Source organism: Microcella sp. (assembly GCF_019739195.1).
Classification (GTDB): Bacteria; Actinomycetota; Actinomycetes; order Actinomycetales; family Microbacteriaceae; genus Microcella.
This window is the reverse complement of record NZ_JAHHDS010000003.1, coordinates 1,549,246-1,564,181: the sequence shown is the minus strand read 5'-3', so window position 1 is coordinate 1,564,181 and position 14,936 is coordinate 1,549,246. Positions and strand designations below refer to the sequence as shown.

The 14,936-nt window shown below is 68.2% G+C and carries 15 protein-coding genes and 1 pseudogene; 6 read left to right on the top strand and 10 right to left on the bottom strand.

Annotated elements, in window-relative coordinates; genetic code table 11:
* Positions 1 to 6 precede the first annotated feature (6 nt).
* Both KL788_RS14110 and KL788_RS09340 read left to right on the top strand, forming a co-directional pair.
* Positions 7 to 162 (top strand): annotated as a pseudogene (locus KL788_RS14110) (DUF2510 domain-containing protein); the annotation flags it as partial.
* A 105-nt stretch (positions 163 to 267) separates the two neighbouring features.
* A complete protein-coding gene (locus KL788_RS09340) occupies positions 268 to 534 on the top strand; it encodes a hypothetical protein (RefSeq protein WP_293170665.1) in 267 nt (88 codons plus the stop codon).
* Positions 535 to 549: 15 nt separating this feature from the next.
* Here the strand turns inward: KL788_RS09340 and KL788_RS09335 are convergent, their stop codons facing one another.
* A complete protein-coding gene (locus KL788_RS09335; protein WP_293170664.1) occupies positions 550 to 1,080 on the bottom strand; it encodes a MarR family winged helix-turn-helix transcriptional regulator in 531 nt (176 codons plus the stop codon).
* Between the two features lie 123 nt (positions 1,081 to 1,203).
* Between KL788_RS09335 and KL788_RS09330 the strand changes: the two genes are divergently transcribed.
* From KL788_RS09330 to KL788_RS09320, 3 genes are all read left to right on the top strand, one after another.
* Positions 1,204 to 1,644 carry a hypothetical protein gene (locus KL788_RS09330; RefSeq protein ID WP_293170662.1) on the top strand — a complete coding sequence of 147 codons (441 nt, stop codon included), beginning with the start codon at positions 1,204 to 1,206 and terminating at the stop codon, positions 1,642 to 1,644.
* 81 nt (positions 1,645 to 1,725) lie between these two features.
* Positions 1,726 to 2,523 (top strand): isocitrate lyase/PEP mutase family protein, encoded by a 798-nt coding sequence (locus tag KL788_RS09325; RefSeq protein WP_293170660.1) that lies wholly within the window; start codon positions 1,726 to 1,728, stop codon positions 2,521 to 2,523.
* The gene (locus KL788_RS09320) at positions 2,520 to 3,023 is read left to right on the top strand and encodes a hypothetical protein (RefSeq protein ID WP_293170658.1); all 504 of its coding nucleotides are present in this window, start codon (positions 2,520 to 2,522) and stop codon (positions 3,021 to 3,023) included. Before KL788_RS09325 ends, KL788_RS09320 begins: the two co-directional genes overlap by 4 nt.
* On the opposite strand, the gene treZ is transcribed toward KL788_RS09320, so the two are convergent.
* The 3 genes from treZ to glgX are packed head-to-tail and all read right to left on the bottom strand — an operon-like array spanning position 3,020 to position 9,395.
* Entirely contained in the window at positions 3,020 to 4,855 is a 1,836-nt protein-coding gene (treZ, locus tag KL788_RS09315; RefSeq protein WP_428846134.1) for a malto-oligosyltrehalose trehalohydrolase, read from the bottom strand. The two genes, KL788_RS09320 and treZ, sit on opposite strands and share 4 nt — an antisense overlap.
* The gene (treY, locus tag KL788_RS09310) at positions 4,849 to 7,194 is read right to left on the bottom strand and encodes a malto-oligosyltrehalose synthase (RefSeq protein WP_428846133.1); all 2,346 of its coding nucleotides are present in this window, start codon (positions 7,192 to 7,194) and stop codon (positions 4,849 to 4,851) included. The genes treZ and treY overlap by 7 nt, the downstream gene beginning before the upstream one ends.
* Complete coding sequence (gene glgX, locus KL788_RS09305) at positions 7,188 to 9,395, bottom strand: glycogen debranching protein GlgX (RefSeq protein WP_293173282.1); 2,208 nt, start codon at positions 9,393 to 9,395, stop codon at positions 7,188 to 7,190. Before glgX ends, treY begins: the two co-directional genes overlap by 7 nt.
* Positions 9,396 to 9,505: 110 nt before the next feature.
* Here glgX and KL788_RS09300 point away from each other — a divergent pair, with 110 nt between their 5' ends.
* Positions 9,506 to 9,820 (top strand): hypothetical protein, encoded by a 315-nt coding sequence (locus KL788_RS09300; protein ID WP_293170652.1) that lies wholly within the window; start codon positions 9,506 to 9,508, stop codon positions 9,818 to 9,820.
* Here KL788_RS09300 and KL788_RS09295 read toward each other — a convergent pair.
* The 6 genes from KL788_RS09295 to KL788_RS09270 are packed head-to-tail and all read right to left on the bottom strand — an operon-like array spanning position 9,810 to position 14,925.
* Positions 9,810 to 10,673 carry a prenyltransferase gene (locus KL788_RS09295; RefSeq protein ID WP_293170650.1) on the bottom strand — a complete coding sequence of 288 codons (864 nt, stop codon included), beginning with the start codon at positions 10,671 to 10,673 and terminating at the stop codon, positions 9,810 to 9,812. The two genes, KL788_RS09300 and KL788_RS09295, sit on opposite strands and share 11 nt — an antisense overlap.
* Positions 10,670 to 10,987 (bottom strand): lycopene cyclase domain-containing protein, encoded by a 318-nt coding sequence (locus KL788_RS09290; protein WP_293170648.1) that lies wholly within the window; start codon positions 10,985 to 10,987, stop codon positions 10,670 to 10,672. Before KL788_RS09290 ends, KL788_RS09295 begins: the two co-directional genes overlap by 4 nt.
* Positions 10,984 to 11,373, bottom strand: a complete 390-nt coding sequence (locus KL788_RS09285; protein ID WP_293170646.1) for a lycopene cyclase domain-containing protein — start codon at positions 11,371 to 11,373, stop codon at positions 10,984 to 10,986. The genes KL788_RS09290 and KL788_RS09285 overlap by 4 nt, the downstream gene beginning before the upstream one ends.
* Positions 11,370 to 12,956 (bottom strand): phytoene desaturase family protein, encoded by a 1,587-nt coding sequence (gene crtI / locus KL788_RS09280; RefSeq protein WP_293170644.1) that lies wholly within the window; start codon positions 12,954 to 12,956, stop codon positions 11,370 to 11,372. The genes KL788_RS09285 and crtI overlap by 4 nt, the downstream gene beginning before the upstream one ends.
* On the bottom strand, positions 12,953 to 13,858 hold the full coding sequence (locus tag KL788_RS09275; protein ID WP_293170642.1) for a phytoene/squalene synthase family protein: 906 nt from the start codon (positions 13,856 to 13,858) through the stop codon (positions 12,953 to 12,955). Before KL788_RS09275 ends, crtI begins: the two co-directional genes overlap by 4 nt.
* The gene (locus KL788_RS09270; protein ID WP_293170640.1) at positions 13,855 to 14,925 is read right to left on the bottom strand and encodes a polyprenyl synthetase family protein; all 1,071 of its coding nucleotides are present in this window, start codon (positions 14,923 to 14,925) and stop codon (positions 13,855 to 13,857) included. The genes KL788_RS09275 and KL788_RS09270 overlap by 4 nt, the downstream gene beginning before the upstream one ends.
* Positions 14,926 to 14,936 lie beyond the last annotated feature (11 nt).

Genomic DNA, 14,936 nt, shown 5'->3' with positions numbered 1-14,936 from the left:
CGAGACGTGAGCGAACGCACACCTACGGTGCCCAAAGACTCTCCGGGTTCGCGCGCCCTCGAATCAGCCGATAGAGGTGCGGTGCTCGGGCGCGGCTGGCATCCTGACCCTTCAGACTCTCAACGCGAGCGCTGGCACGATGGAACGGCGTTCACCGAGCACACTCACCGAGCACTTCGGCGCGCGAGCTACCTGGGCGCCGGATACGACCGAAGTATGTGGCCAGGAGCAAATCACGACGCCCGAATCGCTCGGCGGGCTAGCAATGTGTCATCGCTCATCTTCATGCTGGCCTTCATCGGTGTGCTCGCGATTGTCGCTCTTCCCGTGGCGTTCACCATCATCGGCATCCTCATGCTGTTGTTGGCCGTCTCAGCCACCGTGCAGGTTCTCTTCGGTGCGCGGGGATGGCGGCGGGCATCAGTCGATGGAGCTCTCGGCATCTCGATCACCGTCGTTCTGCAGGGCGCGATCTATATGCTGATCAGCTTCGGCTACCTGGTTACCCGGGTCGTCTTCGCGCTCATCGGCTGAGCGCTTCCACCGCCGTCAGGTCGAGCGGCCACCGGCGACAAAGCGGGCGAGCATCTCGGCGAACTGCGCGCGCTCGTCGGCGGAGAAGCCCTGCAGTGCCTGCTCGACGGCGGCGCGGCGTTCGCGGCGGCGCTCGTCGAGCACGGCCCGGCCGGCGTCGGTGAGGGCGATGACGCTGCGGCGGGCATCCGCGAGGTCGGTCTGCTTCGTGACGAGACCGCGCTCGACGCAGTCGGCGACCACGCGGCTCGCGCGCGGCTGATCGACGCCGATCGCGGCGGCGAGCTCGTTCACGCTCGCACCGTCGCCCACGCGGTCGAGCGTCGAGAGCAGTCGGTAGCGCGCCATATTTGCGAACGGATGCTCGTGCCGCGGGCCCTTCCGCCCAAACGGCCCGTGCTGCCCGTCATGGAGCTGATGCGCGTCGCGGTGCTTCTGGTCTGCCGCCGGCCGGCTCCACGGCGACCGGCTGCCCGCACGCCGCAGCTCGCTGACGGCGCGCTCGATCGCGGTGATCGGGTCGAGATCATCGCGCGGAGCATCCATAGATGTCACGGTACATCGATCGCGCGCTCGATGGCGACCGTGGCGGTTGACGCCCTCCGGGAATATATGTATTGTGACATTCGTTGTCATATGACATACACACTGTCTGAAGGAGACATCCCTATGAATAACTCATCTGAGAAGTCAGAAGGCTCGAACCCTGAGCCCACCGACCGCGAGGCGTTCGACGCCGCGTCGATGACCCCCGGCCGCTGGATGCGCGCCGCTGCCTGGCGCAAGCGCGCCCTGGCCCACGAGTACTACCGCGGCCTCGACGCCACCGCCCGTGAAGGCATTAGCGACGAGGACTACGCCACGACCATGGCGACCCTCGAGACCATGGCCCGAAACCTGGGCTGGGATGAGAGCCAGGGCATGCCCGGGCGCGGCCCCGGCGGATGGCGCGGGCGTGGTCACGGTGACGGTCACGGCCACGGCCACGGCCATCACCGTGGACACCGTCGTGGTCACGGCCACTGCGGCGAGCACGGCGGCACCGCTGAACGCAAGGCCGAGCGCAAGGCCGCCAAGAAGGCGGCGCGCAAGACCGAGGCTGCTGGCTGATCGGTCGCAGCACGAGAGACGGGGTGGGCACGATGTGCTCGCCCCGCTTCTGTGTGACCGGAGTCGTGTCAGGGTAGAGCCATGCCCACTACCGCTGACAAAGCTGCCGCCCTCTCCGCCCTGCACATCCCGGGCGACCCGCTGATCGTCGTCAACGTGTGGGACGCCATGACTGCCCGCATCGTCGCCCGCACTCCCGGCGTGAAGGCTCTCGCGACCGCGAGTCACTCGATCGCATTCTCACTGGGCGTCGACGACGGCGAGGGCATGACAGTCGACATGGCGCTCGGCGCCGCCGCACGCATCACGGCCTCGACCGAGCTGCCCGTGAGCGTCGACTTCGAGCGGGGATACGCGGCAGATGCCGCGGGGGTGCGCGAGAACGTCGCGCGGCTCATCGAGGCGGGGGCAGCCGGGCTCAACATCGAAGACTCGCTCGCCGGAGCGACGAGCGAACGACGGCCGATCGACGAGGCCGCCGCTCGCGTCGCCGCCGCCCGTGCCGCGGCCGACGCCGCCGGAGTGCCGCTCGCGATCAACGCCCGCACAGACACGCTCGCGGGCTCGCCCGACAACTGGGAAGAAGCGATCGACCGCGCCAACGCCTACGTCGATGCGGGTGCCACGAGCATCTTCATGCTCGGCCTCAGTACGGAGGAGAAGGTCGCGGATGCTGTGGCCGCCGTGCGTGCGCCGATCGCCCTGTTCGCGCATCCCGGCTACATCCCGCTCGCCCGGCTCGCCGAGCTCGGGGTCGGACGCATCTCGTTCGGCCCGCAGATTCTCGGGCTGACCCTCAGCCACCTTGCCAGCGCCGCGGTGCAGCTCACCGCTCGGGGCGACTACCCGAGCGAGCTCGGCTACCGTTACGAGTTGTGAGCAGCGCGCCCTTCGACGACGACCTCGACCCCGATCAGTCGGGCGCCGGCTGGCAGCCCTTGCTCGAGAAGCCCGGCTACGAGCAGTGGTACGACGGTGCCGAGTGGCGCGGTCGCCCGCACCGCGAGCCCGACCCGTTCTCGGCCTTCACGCCCGACCTCGCGCGAAGCCTGCGCCCCGGCCCCAACCGGGCGGCGCACGTCGCTCGCATCGGTATTGCGGGTATTCTGCTGAGCTTCGTGCTGCAGACGCTCGTCGCGACGAGCACCATCGTGATCTCCGGGGTCGAGCAGATCGCCCTCATCATCGCAGCGCTCGTCGTCGCTGCCGCGATTGGCATCGGTACTGCCGTTGCCGCGACCCTCGCCCTGCGCGCGGCGCCCCGACTCGGAGGCAAGGCGATCGCGTCGCTCGCGCTCGGCACGAGCATTCTGCTCGGCTTGGCTCCGGTGCTGCTGCTCGTCGCGATCGGCCTCGCGGGCGGCGTGCAGGCCGGCTAGCGCAGGCGCACGACGGCAGCCGAGCGGGCGGGCAGCTCGAGCTGCGCGACTCCGGTCGTCTCGTCGACGTGCACTCGAGCGTCGGCCGTCGACAGCAGCAGCTGCGCACGCGGAGACGAACGAAGGCCGGTCGGCGGCGCGAACTCCATCACCGCGTCGTGCGCGAAGGCCGCGCACACCGCGACGAGTCCGCCGCGCGCATCGTGAGTACCAGGGCCCCGCAGCATGCGGAACGACTCGGGCGTCGCGGCCGCGTCGGCTCCAGCACTGGCGGCCGAGCTGTGGGCGAAGCTCGGGTCGGTCAGCTCGGGGGTCGTTCGCCGCAGGGTGATGAGCTCGCGATGCAGCTCCAGCAGGCGCGCATGACCCGCGTCGTCGAGCTCGGTCCAGTCGAGACGCGAACTCTCGAAGGTGGCAGGGTCTTGAGGGTTCGGCACGACCGACTCGTCCCACCCCATCTTGACGAACTCGGCGAGACGCCCTTCGGCAGTCGCGCGCCCGAGCTCGGGCTCGGGGTGCGAGGTGAAGAACTGCCACGGAGTCGAGGCGCCCCACTCCTCGCCCATGAAGAGCATGGGCGTGAAGGGGCTCGTGAGGTTCAACACGGCCGTGACCGCGAGCAGGTCGACATCGACGAGCGCCGAGAGACGATCACCCGCGGCCCGGTTGCCGATCTGGTCGTGGTTCTGCGCGCACGTCACGAACCGCCAGGCGGGCACCTCGACGGGAATCGGATGCCCGTGCTCGCGTTCGCGAAAGCTCGAGTACGTGCCGGCGTGGAAGAACCCGCGCATCGAGGTCGTGGGCAGAGCATCGCGCGTCGCGAAGTCGGCGTAGTAGCCCGCCGCCTCGCCCGAAACGGCGGTGTGGATCGCGTGATGGTGGTCGTCGCTCCACTGAGCGGTGAGGCCGTAGCCGCCCGCCTCGCGCGGCAGGATGAGCCGCGGGTCGTTGAGGTCGCTCTCGGCGATGAGCGACAGGGGCCGCCCGAGGTGCGCTGAGCGAGCATCCGTCTCGATCGCCATGTCGCGCAGAATGTGCTCGTCGGGGTCGTCGACCAGAGCGTGCACGGCATCGAGCCGCAGGCCGTCGACGTGGAAGTCGTCGAACCACATCGCGAGATTGTCGAGCACGAAACGCCGCACCTCGGGCTCGGCGAGGTTGACCGAATCGCCCCACGTGTTTGCGCTCGCCTCATGCAGGTAGGGGCCGAACCGCGGCAGGTAGTTGCCGCTCGGCCCCAGGTGGTTGTAGACGACGTCTTGCACGACGCCGAGGCCGCGCGCGTGGCACGCGTCGACGAAGCGGCGGTAGCCCTCGGGCCCGCCATAGCCCTCGTGCACGGTGTACCAGAGCACGCCGTCGTAGCCCCAGTTGTGGATGCCGTTGAATCCGTTGACGGGCAGCAGCTCGATGAGGTCGACGCCGAGGTCGACGAGGTGGTCGAGCCGCGCGATCGCCGCATCGAACGTGCCCTGCGGCGTGAACGTGCCGATGTGCAGTTCGTAGAGCACGCTGCCGGCGAGCTGGCGCCCTGTCCACGAGTCGTCGCTCCACGAGAACTCGCTCGGGTCGTCGAGCGCGCTCAGGGCATGCACGCCCTCGGGCTGCCGCCGCGAGCGGGGATCGGGCACGGGGTGCTGCGCATCGTCGAGCACGAAGCCGTAACGGTCGGCGGCGGCGAGCGCCGCCAGAGCGACGAACCAGCCGCCGCCGTCGGGCACCATCGGCACCCGTTGGGTCTCGCCCTCGCGCTCGCGATGCAGCTCGACGCTCATGGCCCGGGGCGCCCAGACGCGCGCGTCGACGTGGTGAGTGGTGTGAGTCACGATGGCTCCTCGAGCAGCAGGGCGACGGGATACCTGTGCAGCACATCCCTGAGCGGCAGCTCGCCGCCGGCGTAGTGCGCGCCCGTGATGACATCGATGACGGGGCGGTGCGGCAGCACGACGAGAGTGTCGTGCCAGCCGCCACGCCGTTCAAGCCCGACCGGCAAGCGGGTGGCGAGCGTCACCGCGCCGCCGCGATCGAAGGCGATCGCGTGATCGGCCGCTTGGCCCACGACCGAGAGCGGGGCGTAGCGCGTGAAGAGCTCGGGCCGATCGCGGCGGGCCCGCAGGGCGCGGTTGGTCACGAGCAGCTTGGCCGCACCCTCGGCGTCGATGGGCGGCAGTTCGCCGTCGTCGAGGCGCGCGAGAATCGACCGGCGCTGTGCGAAGTCGACCGGGCGGCGGTTGTCGGGGTCGACGAGGCTCGTCTCCCACAGCTCGCTGCCCTGATAGACGTCGGGCACTCCCGGCGCGGTGAGCTGCAGCAGCTTGGCGCTCAGGCCGTTCGACCAGCCCGCCGCCGCGACGTCGTCGACGAGCGTCTCGAGAAGCGCGCGCACGGCAGGGTCGTCGAAGGCGGCATCGACCGCGGCGTGCATCCGTGTTTCGAAAGCTGTGTCGGGCGCTGTCCACGTCGTCGAGGTGCCGGCCTCACGCGACGCCTTCTCGGCGTAGGCATGCGCTCGCTCGCGCGAGAGCGGCCAGGCGCCGACGATCGATTCCCACAGGATGTTCTCGAAGGGCCCGTCGCCGATCGGCGCTCGGCGGCGCAACTCGTCGAGCACGGCCTCCCAGCGTTCGTGATGCTCGGCAAGCACGTGGATGCGGGCGCGGGTGTCTTCGCCGCGCTTGGTGTCGTGCGTCGACAGCGTGGTGAGCGACGCGGGAAACGAGCCCTGCCGCACGGTCTGCCGTCGGTGGAACTCATCGACATCGATCGAGAACTCGGCCGGGTCGGCACCGACCTCGGTGAGCGAGGCCAGTCGCGAGTAACGGTAGAACGCGGTGTCTTCGACGCCCTTCGCCATGACCATGCCACTCGTCTGCTGAAAGCGGCGGGCGGCAGGCTGAGTGGCATCACCGAGCACGGTCGCGAGCGCGTCGAAGGCGGCCGAGAGCTCGGGGCGCGACCGGCGAGCGTTGGCGAGCGCCGCCTCGAGGTGCTCGAGCCCGACCGGCAAGTATGAGCGGTACACCGGAAAGCACGCCAGCAGCTCGGCGAGCGCGTCGGCCGCGCCCTCGACGGGGTGCGGCAGCTCGCGCTCGAGCCGCAGCACTTCGCTGCGCAGAATCGTGTCGGCGATGCGGCGCTTGGTCGATCGGATGAGGTCTGACCAGCTGGTGACCGACTCGGTTCCGCGCACTCGGGCGTCGAGCCGGCTGAGCGGCACGCGGGCATCAGGATCGACGAGCACGCGATCGATGGAGGCGAGCGCGTCGTAGCCGGTCGTGCCGGCTGTCTGCCAGTGGCCCGGCAGCGGCTCGTCGCCCTCGAGAATCTTCTCGACCCACACGGGTGCATGGTTCGTGAGGTCGGCGAGCGCGTCGAGGTACGCGCCCGGGTCAGCGAGGCCATCGGGGTGGTCGACGCGAATGCCGTCGACGAGCCCCTCGGTCACCCAGCGCACGATCTCGCGATGACTCTCGAGCATGACCCACGGCACCTCGACGCGAAGTGCGGCGAGCGTCGTGACGGCGAAGAACCGCCGATAGTTGAGCTCAGAATCCGCTCGGCGCCAGTGCACGAGCTCGTAGTGCTGACGTTCGAGCACGCGGCGCACCTCGGCGGGTGCCGCTGTCGTGCGGTCGACCACGTCGTCGGCGCTGCCCTCGGCGAGCGGATAGTCGGTGCCGTGAACCCGCACGGCGTCGTGGAGCAACTCGACCTCGCCCGCCGCGATGACCTGCGGCAGGTCGTCGCCGAGCACCGGCAGGCGGATGCGCCCGTCGGCGAAGGCCCAGTCGACATCGAAAGCCTCGACCATCGGGCCGTGTTGGCCGGTGCGCAGCAGCTGCCACCACCACGAGTTCTGCCTCGGGTCGGCGACGCCGACGTGGTTGGGCACGATGTCGACGAGCACTCCGAGTCGCTGCTCTCGCGCGGCGACGACGGCCCGCGAGAGTGCCTCGGCACCCCCGCGCTCGTCATCGACCGCACCGTGGTCGACAACGTCGTAACCGTGCGTCGATCCGCGAGTCGCCTGCAGCAGCGGTGAGAGGTAGAGCCAGTCAGCACCGAGGGCGCGCACATAGTCGGCCTGCGCCGCGACGTCGTCAAGAGTGAACTCGCTCGAGACCTGCAGGCGGTAGGTCGAGAGCGGCAGGCGTGCATCGGTCACGATGCGCTGCCCGAATCTGCCGTGCTGCCGAGCTCGGCGTCGGTCGTGCCCGACGGGGCCGACAGCGAGGCTGCCACCGCGCCGTCGAGCGTCGGCTCGGCCTCCATCCATTGACGCAGCACCACGAGGCTGCGCGGCTCGAGCGTCATGCTCGACCCCGCGTCGACGACCACGGGGCCGTCGATGCCCGCGGTGTCGACGAGCCGCTCCCAGCGCTCGCCGTAAGCCGCGCCTGGCAGCGTCACCTCGATCGACTCGTCGTGCGCCGACACGTAGACGACGAACGAGCGGTCGACGATGGGCTCGCCGCGAGCATCCCGCTCTCGAATGCCGTGGCCGTTCAGAAAGACGCCGACCACGCGCCCGAAACCGGCATCCCAGTCTGCCTCATCCATCGAACTGCCGTCGGTGCGCAGCCAGTCGAGGTCCGCCACCGAATCGCCGCCACCGCGGTGCACGAGACGCCCCGTGAAGAATCGGGTGCGCCGGAAGACCGGATGCTCGCGCCGCAGCCGCACGATCGAGGCGACGAACTCGATGAGCGCCGCGTCGGCCGTCGACCAGTCGATCCACGAAAGCTCTGAGTCGTGCGCATAGACGTTGTTGTTGCCCTTCTGCGTGCGACCGAGCTCGTCGCCGTGGGCGATCATCGGCACGCCCTGCGAGAGCAGCAGCGTCGCCAGCAGGTTGCGCACTTGGCGCGAACGAGCGGCGAGCACCTCGGGGTCGTCGGTTGGGCCTTCTGCGCCCATGTTGTATGACCGGTTGTGCGATTCGCCGTCGGCGTTGCCTTCACCGTTGGCCTCGTTGTGCTTCTCGTTGTACGACACGAGGTCGGCCAGGGTGAAGCCGTCGTGCGCCGTGATGAAGTTGATCGAGGCAACGGGGCGACGACCCGAGTTCTCGTAGAGATCGGCCGAGCCGGTGAGCCGCGCGGCGAACTCGCCGAGCGTGCCCTCCTCACCACGCCAGAAGTCGCGCATGGTGTCGCGGTAGCGGCCGTTCCACTCGGTCCACAGGGCCGGAAAGTTGCCCACCTGGTACCCGCCCGGGCCGACATCCCACGGTTCGGCGATGAGCTTCACCTGGCTCACGACGGGGTCTTGATGAACGAGGTCGAAGAACGCCGCCAGACGGTCGACGTCGTAGAACTCGCGGGCGAGCGCCGACGCGAGGTCGAAGCGAAACCCGTCGACGTGCATCTCGGTGACCCAGTAGCGCAGCGAATCCATGATCAACTGCAGCGAGTGCGGGTGGCGCACGTTGAGGCTGTTGCCCGTGCCCGTGTAATCCATGTAGTACTGCGGGTCGTCGTCGACGAGTCGGTAGTAGGCGGCATTGTCGATGCCCTTGAGTGACAGCATCGGCCCCAGGTGGTTGCCCTCGGCCGTGTGGTTGTAGACCACATCGAGAATGACCTCGATGCCCGCCGCGTGCAGCGTGCGCACCATGCTCTTGAACTCTTGCACCTGCTCGCCGCGATCACCGCTCGCCGAGTACGCGTTGTGGGGCGCGAGAAAGCCGATGGTGTTGTAGCCCCAGTAGTTGGTCAGGCCCTGGTCGACGAGGTGCTTGTCGTGCACGAACTGGTGCACGGGCATGAGCTCCAGGGCGGTGATGCCGAGTTTCTGAAGGTGCTCGATGATCGCCGGGTGCGCGACAGCCGCATAGGTGCCGCGCAGCTCGTCGGGAATCGCGGGGTGCGTGCGCGTGAGGCCGACCACGTGCGCCTCGTAGATGACGCTCTCGCTGTAGGGAGTGTTCGGCGGCCGGTCGCCTGCCCAATCGAAGTAGGGATTGATGACGACCGAAAGCATCGCGTGCGCCGCCGAGTCGTCGGTGTTGCGCGCGCTCGGGTCGTCGAAGCGGTACGCGAAGAGCGACTCATCCCAGTCGACCTCGCCGTGCACGGCCTTCGCGTAGGGATCGAGCAGCAGCTTCTCGCCCGCGCAACGGTCACCCGTCGAGGGGTCGTAGGGCCCGTGCACGCGAAAGCCGTACCGCTGGCCCGGCTGCACGCCCGGCAGGTAGGCGTGCCAGACGAAGGCGTCGACCTCGATGAGGGCGACCCTCGTCTCGACGCGATCGTCATCGAACAAGCACAGCTCGACGCGCTCGGCCACTTCGCTGAACAGTGCGAAGTTGGTGCCGCTGCCGTCGAAGGTCGCGCCCAGCGGATAAGCCTCGCCCGGCCAAGTCGTCAAAGTCAAGCCCCCCATGCATTCGACGGTACCCCTCGAACGAGGCACATTTCTCCCCCTAGCATGAGGGCCTTATGGGGGCTATGGGGGCAACAGGGGCAATCGGGTTCGTCGTGACCCACTACGGCAACGAGTATGTCGTGACGCCCGAGATCGCTGAGATCTTCTTGCGTCAACGACGTCGACTGCTCGACGCCGGTCAAGGAGAGCTCGTGCCTCTTCCGCATGCGCAAGGCGTCGCCATGCTCTGGGTCGAGGCGAGCGTGCCGTGCGGCACCGCCCCCATCACGGTGCTCGACGGGGAAGATGTCGAGGCAGCTCGCCGGCGCTGGGGCTTGTGCCGCCGCCGGCGCGCATCAAGCGGCACGGCAGGTGCTGCATCGGATTCCGCCCGGTCGATCGACGGCCCGACACTCGTCAGCGGTTGATCGCCCAGTAGATCATGAGCATCGTGACGATCGCGCCGGCCACGAAGTTGAGCAGCAAGAAGCGCTTCCAGCCGCGGTTGGCCGACTCGGCGGTCTCGTCGGTGATCATCCAGAACTGGGCCGTGATCACCACGTAAGGAAGGGCGGCGATCGCGGCGAGTGGCCCCGGCCAGTCGGTTCCGAGCAGCAGCAGCCCCGCGAGCACATAGGCGACGACCGACAGGCGCACGGTCGCACGCGCCCCGATGACTGTCGCCATTGAGGCGAGCCCGCCCTCGCGATCGGCGATGACGTCTTGCACGGCCCCGAAGGCGTGCGAGGCGATGCCCCACAAGAAGAACGAAGCGAGAATGAGCCACAGTGCGGGCGTGAAGGTCGCTCCCGCCAGCACGAGGCCGTAGACGGCCGGGCTTACGAAGTGGGTCGACGAGGTGACCGAGTCGAGAAAGGGCTTCTCTTTGAACCGGAGGCCTTTGGCCGAGTAGGCGATGACCGCGAAGACGCTCACGGCGAGCACGACCCACGAGAGCGGCGATCCGAGGGCCACCAGCGCCACGAGAAACGGCACGTTGGTGACGACCGCGGCCCACAGCGTCGTGCGGTGGATGCTCGGGTCGAGCAGTGCCCCCTCGACGCCGCCCTTGCGCGGGTTGCGCAGGTCGCTCTCATAGTCGAAGACGTCGTTGATGCCGTACATCGCGAGGTTGTACGGAACGAGGAAGTAGATCGTGCCCACGATGAACGCCGTATCGATGCGCCCCGTGGTCAGCAGGTAGGCGGCGGCGAAGGGGAACGCCGTGTTGATCCAGCTCAGCGGGCGCGAACTGATGAACAGCTGACCGAGGGTCCTCACGACTCACTATCCTGGCGCGCGGGCGTTCGCCGCAGCAGCTCCCACACCGAGGGCAGCAGCACGAGAGCGGCGACCGTGTAGGCGAAGTCTTCGATCGGAGCGAGCCCGATGCGCACCCCGCTGATGAGGCTGTCGTCGTACGCGACGAGGCCCGTGCCGATGATGACGTTGTCGAAGACGGCCGTGAGGGTGAGCAGCAGCACGGCGGCGAGCCCCACCGCGCGCCAGCGCGGTGCCCGGCGCACGACGATGGCAGCGATCGCGACGAGGGCTACGATCGCCAGAAAGACGACGTTGAGAAGGGTGTAGGTCATCCTTCGCGACCTCCCTCGATCGAGGGTGTGGATGCTCGCCGCGCCCACCGGCCGTCGAGCCAGTCGCCCGCCGCCGTGTACGCGTTCATCGTGTTGTAGCAGAGCAGCGTGAGGAAGAAGACCTCTTCGATCGGCAGCTCGGGCCCGATGAGAAGCCCTGTCATGAAGTCGGTCTGCCCACGAAAGAAGATGCCGAGCAGAATGCCGCCGAGATCCCAGATGAGGAAGAAGGCCACGCCGGTCACGATCACGATCGCGGCACGGCGTGCGTCGCGCCAGAAGAACAGCGTGAAGCGGCGGTCGAGCAGCACCATGCCGGTGAGCGCCACGGCGAGCGCGGCGAGGTACGCGAAGTTGATCGGTGACATCGCGACGCTCAGGCTCATGCGGTGGCGGATTCAGTCACGGGCTCGGCAGGCACCGTGCGCTCGAGAGGCTCGGGTAGCGGGCCGGTCGACGTGTCGCCGCGTAGGCGCTTGACGAGCACCTCGGCACTGATGAGGCACATCGGCAGTCCGATTCCCGGAATCGTCGAGCCGCCCGCGTAGTAGAGGCCTTTGACCTTCTTCGAGATGTTGCCGGCCCTAAAGAAGGCACTCTGCGAGAGGATGTGCGCCGGACCGAGGGCCGTGCCGCGCCAGGCGTTGAGGTCGGCATTGAAGTTGCCGGGGCCGTAGCTACGGCGCACGACGATGCGGTCGGCGAGGTCAGGAATCTTCGCCCAGTCGGCGATTTGGGCGATGATGCGGTCGGCGTACACCTCGAGAGGAGTGTCGCCATCGCCGTCGACATCGCCGCGCCCAAACGAGAGGTCGGCGGGCGCCGGAACGAGCACGAAGACGTTCTCGTGGCCCTCGGGTGCGACCGAAGGGTCGACGCCGCTCGGCTTGCAGATGTAGAGCGACGCCGGGTCGGGCAGGCTCGGCTGCGGGCCGAAGATGGCCTCGAAGTTCTCGCGCCAGTTGGCCGTGAAGAGCAGCGTGTGGTGCTCGAGCTGCGGCAGATCGCCCTCGACGCCCAAGTAGAGCAGCAGAGCGCTCGGCCCCGCGGTCTTCTTGTCCCAGTACGACTGCGGATAGGTCTGCAGCGCCTCGGGCAGCAACTGAGTCTCGCTGTGGTGCAGGTCGGCCGCCGACACGACAATGTCGGCTTCGATGACCTCGCCCCCCTCGAGCTCCACACCCGTGGTGCGCTTCGTGGTCTCGTCGACGAGGATGCGCGCGACGGGCGAGGAGGTGCGGATGCTCACGCCCTGCTGCTCTGTCACCGCGGCGACGCGCTCGATGAGTTTCGTGAAGCCGCCCATCGGGTAGAGCACGCCGTCGGTCAGGTCGAGGTGCGACATGAGGTGGTACATGCTCGGGGTCAAGAACGGCGACGAGCCGAGGAACACCGCGGGGTAGCCGAGCACCTGACGTAGGCGCAAGTCGCTGAAGCGGCGGCCCACGTAGTCGTCGAGACTCTGCAGCAGCATCTTGACGAGCTTTCCCGTGCGCTTGAGCACGTCGCCGCGCAGTAGCGGGCCGAAAGAGGCGAAGCTCGTGTAGAGAAAGCGCTTCTTGGCCATGTCGTAGGTGTCGAGTGCCGAGTCGAGGTACTTGTCGAGCTTGGCACCCGCGCCGGGCTCGATCGACTCGAACAGGGCGATGTTCTCGTCGCGCGTGGCCGCGATGTCGGTCGGCTCGTCGAAGCCCTGCGTGATGACGCGGTAGCCCGGGTCGAGCTGCACGAGCTCGAGCTGCTCTGCTGCGCTCGTGCCGCACAACTTGAAGAAGTGGTCGAACACCTCGGGCATGAGGTACCACGAGGGGCCCATGTCGAAGCGGAAGCCGTCTTTCTCCCACGACCCTGCCCTGCCACCCACCTCGGGCTGCTTCTCGACGAGCGTCACCTGGTGACCATCGCGAGCAAGCAGGGCTGCGCTCGCGAGGCCGGCGATGCCTCCACCGATGACGACGACGCGACTCATGATGCTGCTCCGATCGAAAGGGTTGCCGCGGCGGGCCGCGGTCGAGGAGTGCGGCCGGCGAGCGCCCCGAGGGCGATGCGGGCCTTGACGGGGTCGGGCACTCGCACCCGCGCGCGCACGAGCTGCGACGCGGGGGTCTTGCGCAGTCGCACAGAGAGCTCGGCGAAGAGGCCTTGCGCGAGGGCGACAGCCCGGCGGCTGCCCTTGGGCAGTTCGGGAATCACCGCGGCAGAGGTACGCAGGTCGGCGTCGATGTCGTCGAGCAAGCGGTGCTTCTCCTCTTCGGTGAACGAGTCGACGCGGATTCCGGGAAAGTAGCTGCGCCCGAGCGTCTCGAAGTCAGCCGCGAGGTCGCGCAAGAAGTTGACCTTCTGGAAGGCCGCGCCCAGTGCCCGTGCTCCGGTGACCAGGCGCTCATCCTGCTCTGCGTCGATGGACATCCCCTGAACGAATGCCCGCAGGCACATGAGCCCGACGACCTCGGCCGAGCCGTAGACGTAGCGGTCGAAGCTCGCCTGGTCGTGCTCGGTATCGGTGAGATCCATGCGCATCGAGTGGAAGAAGGGCTCGGTGAGCTCGGTGCCGAACCCCACTTCGCGCGCTGTGCGGGCGAAAGCGTGCACGACGAGATTGGTTGAGTAGCCCGACTGCATAGCGGCCTCGGTCTCGGCCTCGAACTCGTTGAGGTAACGCGCGGCGTGCACGCTGTCGAGGCCGGCGTCGGTGACGCCGCCGTCGACGATCTCGTCGGCGACGCGCACAAGCGCGTAGATGTTCTCGACGTGCTGGCGCACGCGGGCGTCGAGCAGGCTCGAGGCGAGACCGAACGAGGTCGAATAGCGGCGGATCACCATCGACGCGGTTTCGTCGGCAACCCGGTCGTAGAGACTGAGGCGGTTCATCGCACCCGTTTCAGCACGGTCTCGGCGACGGGGTGCAGCTCGTCGCGCAGGGCGGAGGGGATGTGCGGCTCGGCGAGCCGTGCGAGAGCCCGGTTGGCGTAGCCGCGAGCGAGGTCTTCGGCGAAGGCGCGGGCGCCGCACTCGATGAGCAGCAGTCGCGCTTCGCTCGCTTCGTCGAGCGAGAGGTCTGGCTTGCCGATGAGCTCGCACAAACGGGCCCACGCGGGCGTCGAGCACGCGAACGCGATCATGACGGTGCGCTTGCCCTCGCGCAGGTCGCCGATCGTCGTCTTGCCGGTCGCCTCTTCTTCGCCGAAGACCCCGAGCACATCGTCGACGATCTGGTAGGCGATGCCGATGTCACGGCCGAACTCGCCGAGAGTCGCGACGGTGCTCTCGGGAGCCCCCGCAAGGATCGCGCCGGCCTGCAGAGGCGACTCGAACGAATAGACGGCCGTCTTGAGGCGCTCCATGGTGAGAATGTCGTCGACGAGCGGCATCTCGGGGTCGATCGAGAAGTCGACGTCGATGAGCTCGCCCGCAGCACTCGTGAACATCGCCTCGTCGAGCACGTCGAGCAGACGCTCTCGAACGGGCGAGCCGACGCCGCTCTTGTCGATGAGGCGGTACGCGTTGAAGAGTGCGAGGTCGCCCGCGATGACCGCCGCCGACACTCCGCGGTGCTCGGCGATCTCGACGCTCACGCCCCGATCGACGGCGTGGTCGCGATAGGCGCCAGAGATGTTCGGGATGCCCCTCCGCACGAAATCGCGATCGATCACATCGTCGTGCACGATGAGGGCGGTGTGCAGCAGCTCGAAGGCGGCTCCCACGTAGGCGGCAGCATCCCGATCATCGCCGCCGAGTCCTTCATACGCGGCCATGACCATGCGAGGCCTGAAGCGCTTGCCGCCCTGGGTGTTGCGCTCGAGCAAACCCCAGAGGTGCTCGTAATGCGCGCCGAGAGGCGCCGCGCGCTTCTTGGATAGGCTGAAGAAGCGCTGCAGCACAGCGTCGACCAAGGCAGCTCGCGCCTCTGCGATGCTCGACTGGTCGTTCCTCTTCACCCGAGCAGACT

Bases quoted from the DNA above. Each gene is read 5' to 3' on its own strand.
- KL788_RS09335 (WP_293170664.1), bottom strand. From the start codon at position 1,080: ATGGATGCTCCGCGCGATGATCTCGACCCGATCACCGCGATCGAGCGC.
- KL788_RS09330 (WP_293170662.1), top strand. From the start codon at position 1,204: ATGAATAACTCATCTGAGAAGTCAGAAGGCTCGAACCCTGAGCCCACC.
- KL788_RS09325 (WP_293170660.1), top strand. From the start codon at position 1,726: ATGCCCACTACCGCTGACAAAGCTGCCGCCCTCTCCGCCCTGCACATC.
- KL788_RS09290 (WP_293170648.1), bottom strand. From the start codon at position 10,987: ATGACCTACACCCTTCTCAACGTCGTCTTTCTGGCGATCGTAGCCCTC.
- KL788_RS09285 (WP_293170646.1), bottom strand. From the start codon at position 11,373: ATGAGCCTGAGCGTCGCGATGTCACCGATCAACTTCGCGTACCTCGCC.
- crtI (WP_293170644.1), bottom strand. From the start codon at position 12,956: ATGAGTCGCGTCGTCGTCATCGGTGGAGGCATCGCCGGCCTCGCGAGC.
- KL788_RS09275 (WP_293170642.1), bottom strand. From the start codon at position 13,858: ATGAACCGCCTCAGTCTCTACGACCGGGTTGCCGACGAAACCGCGTCG.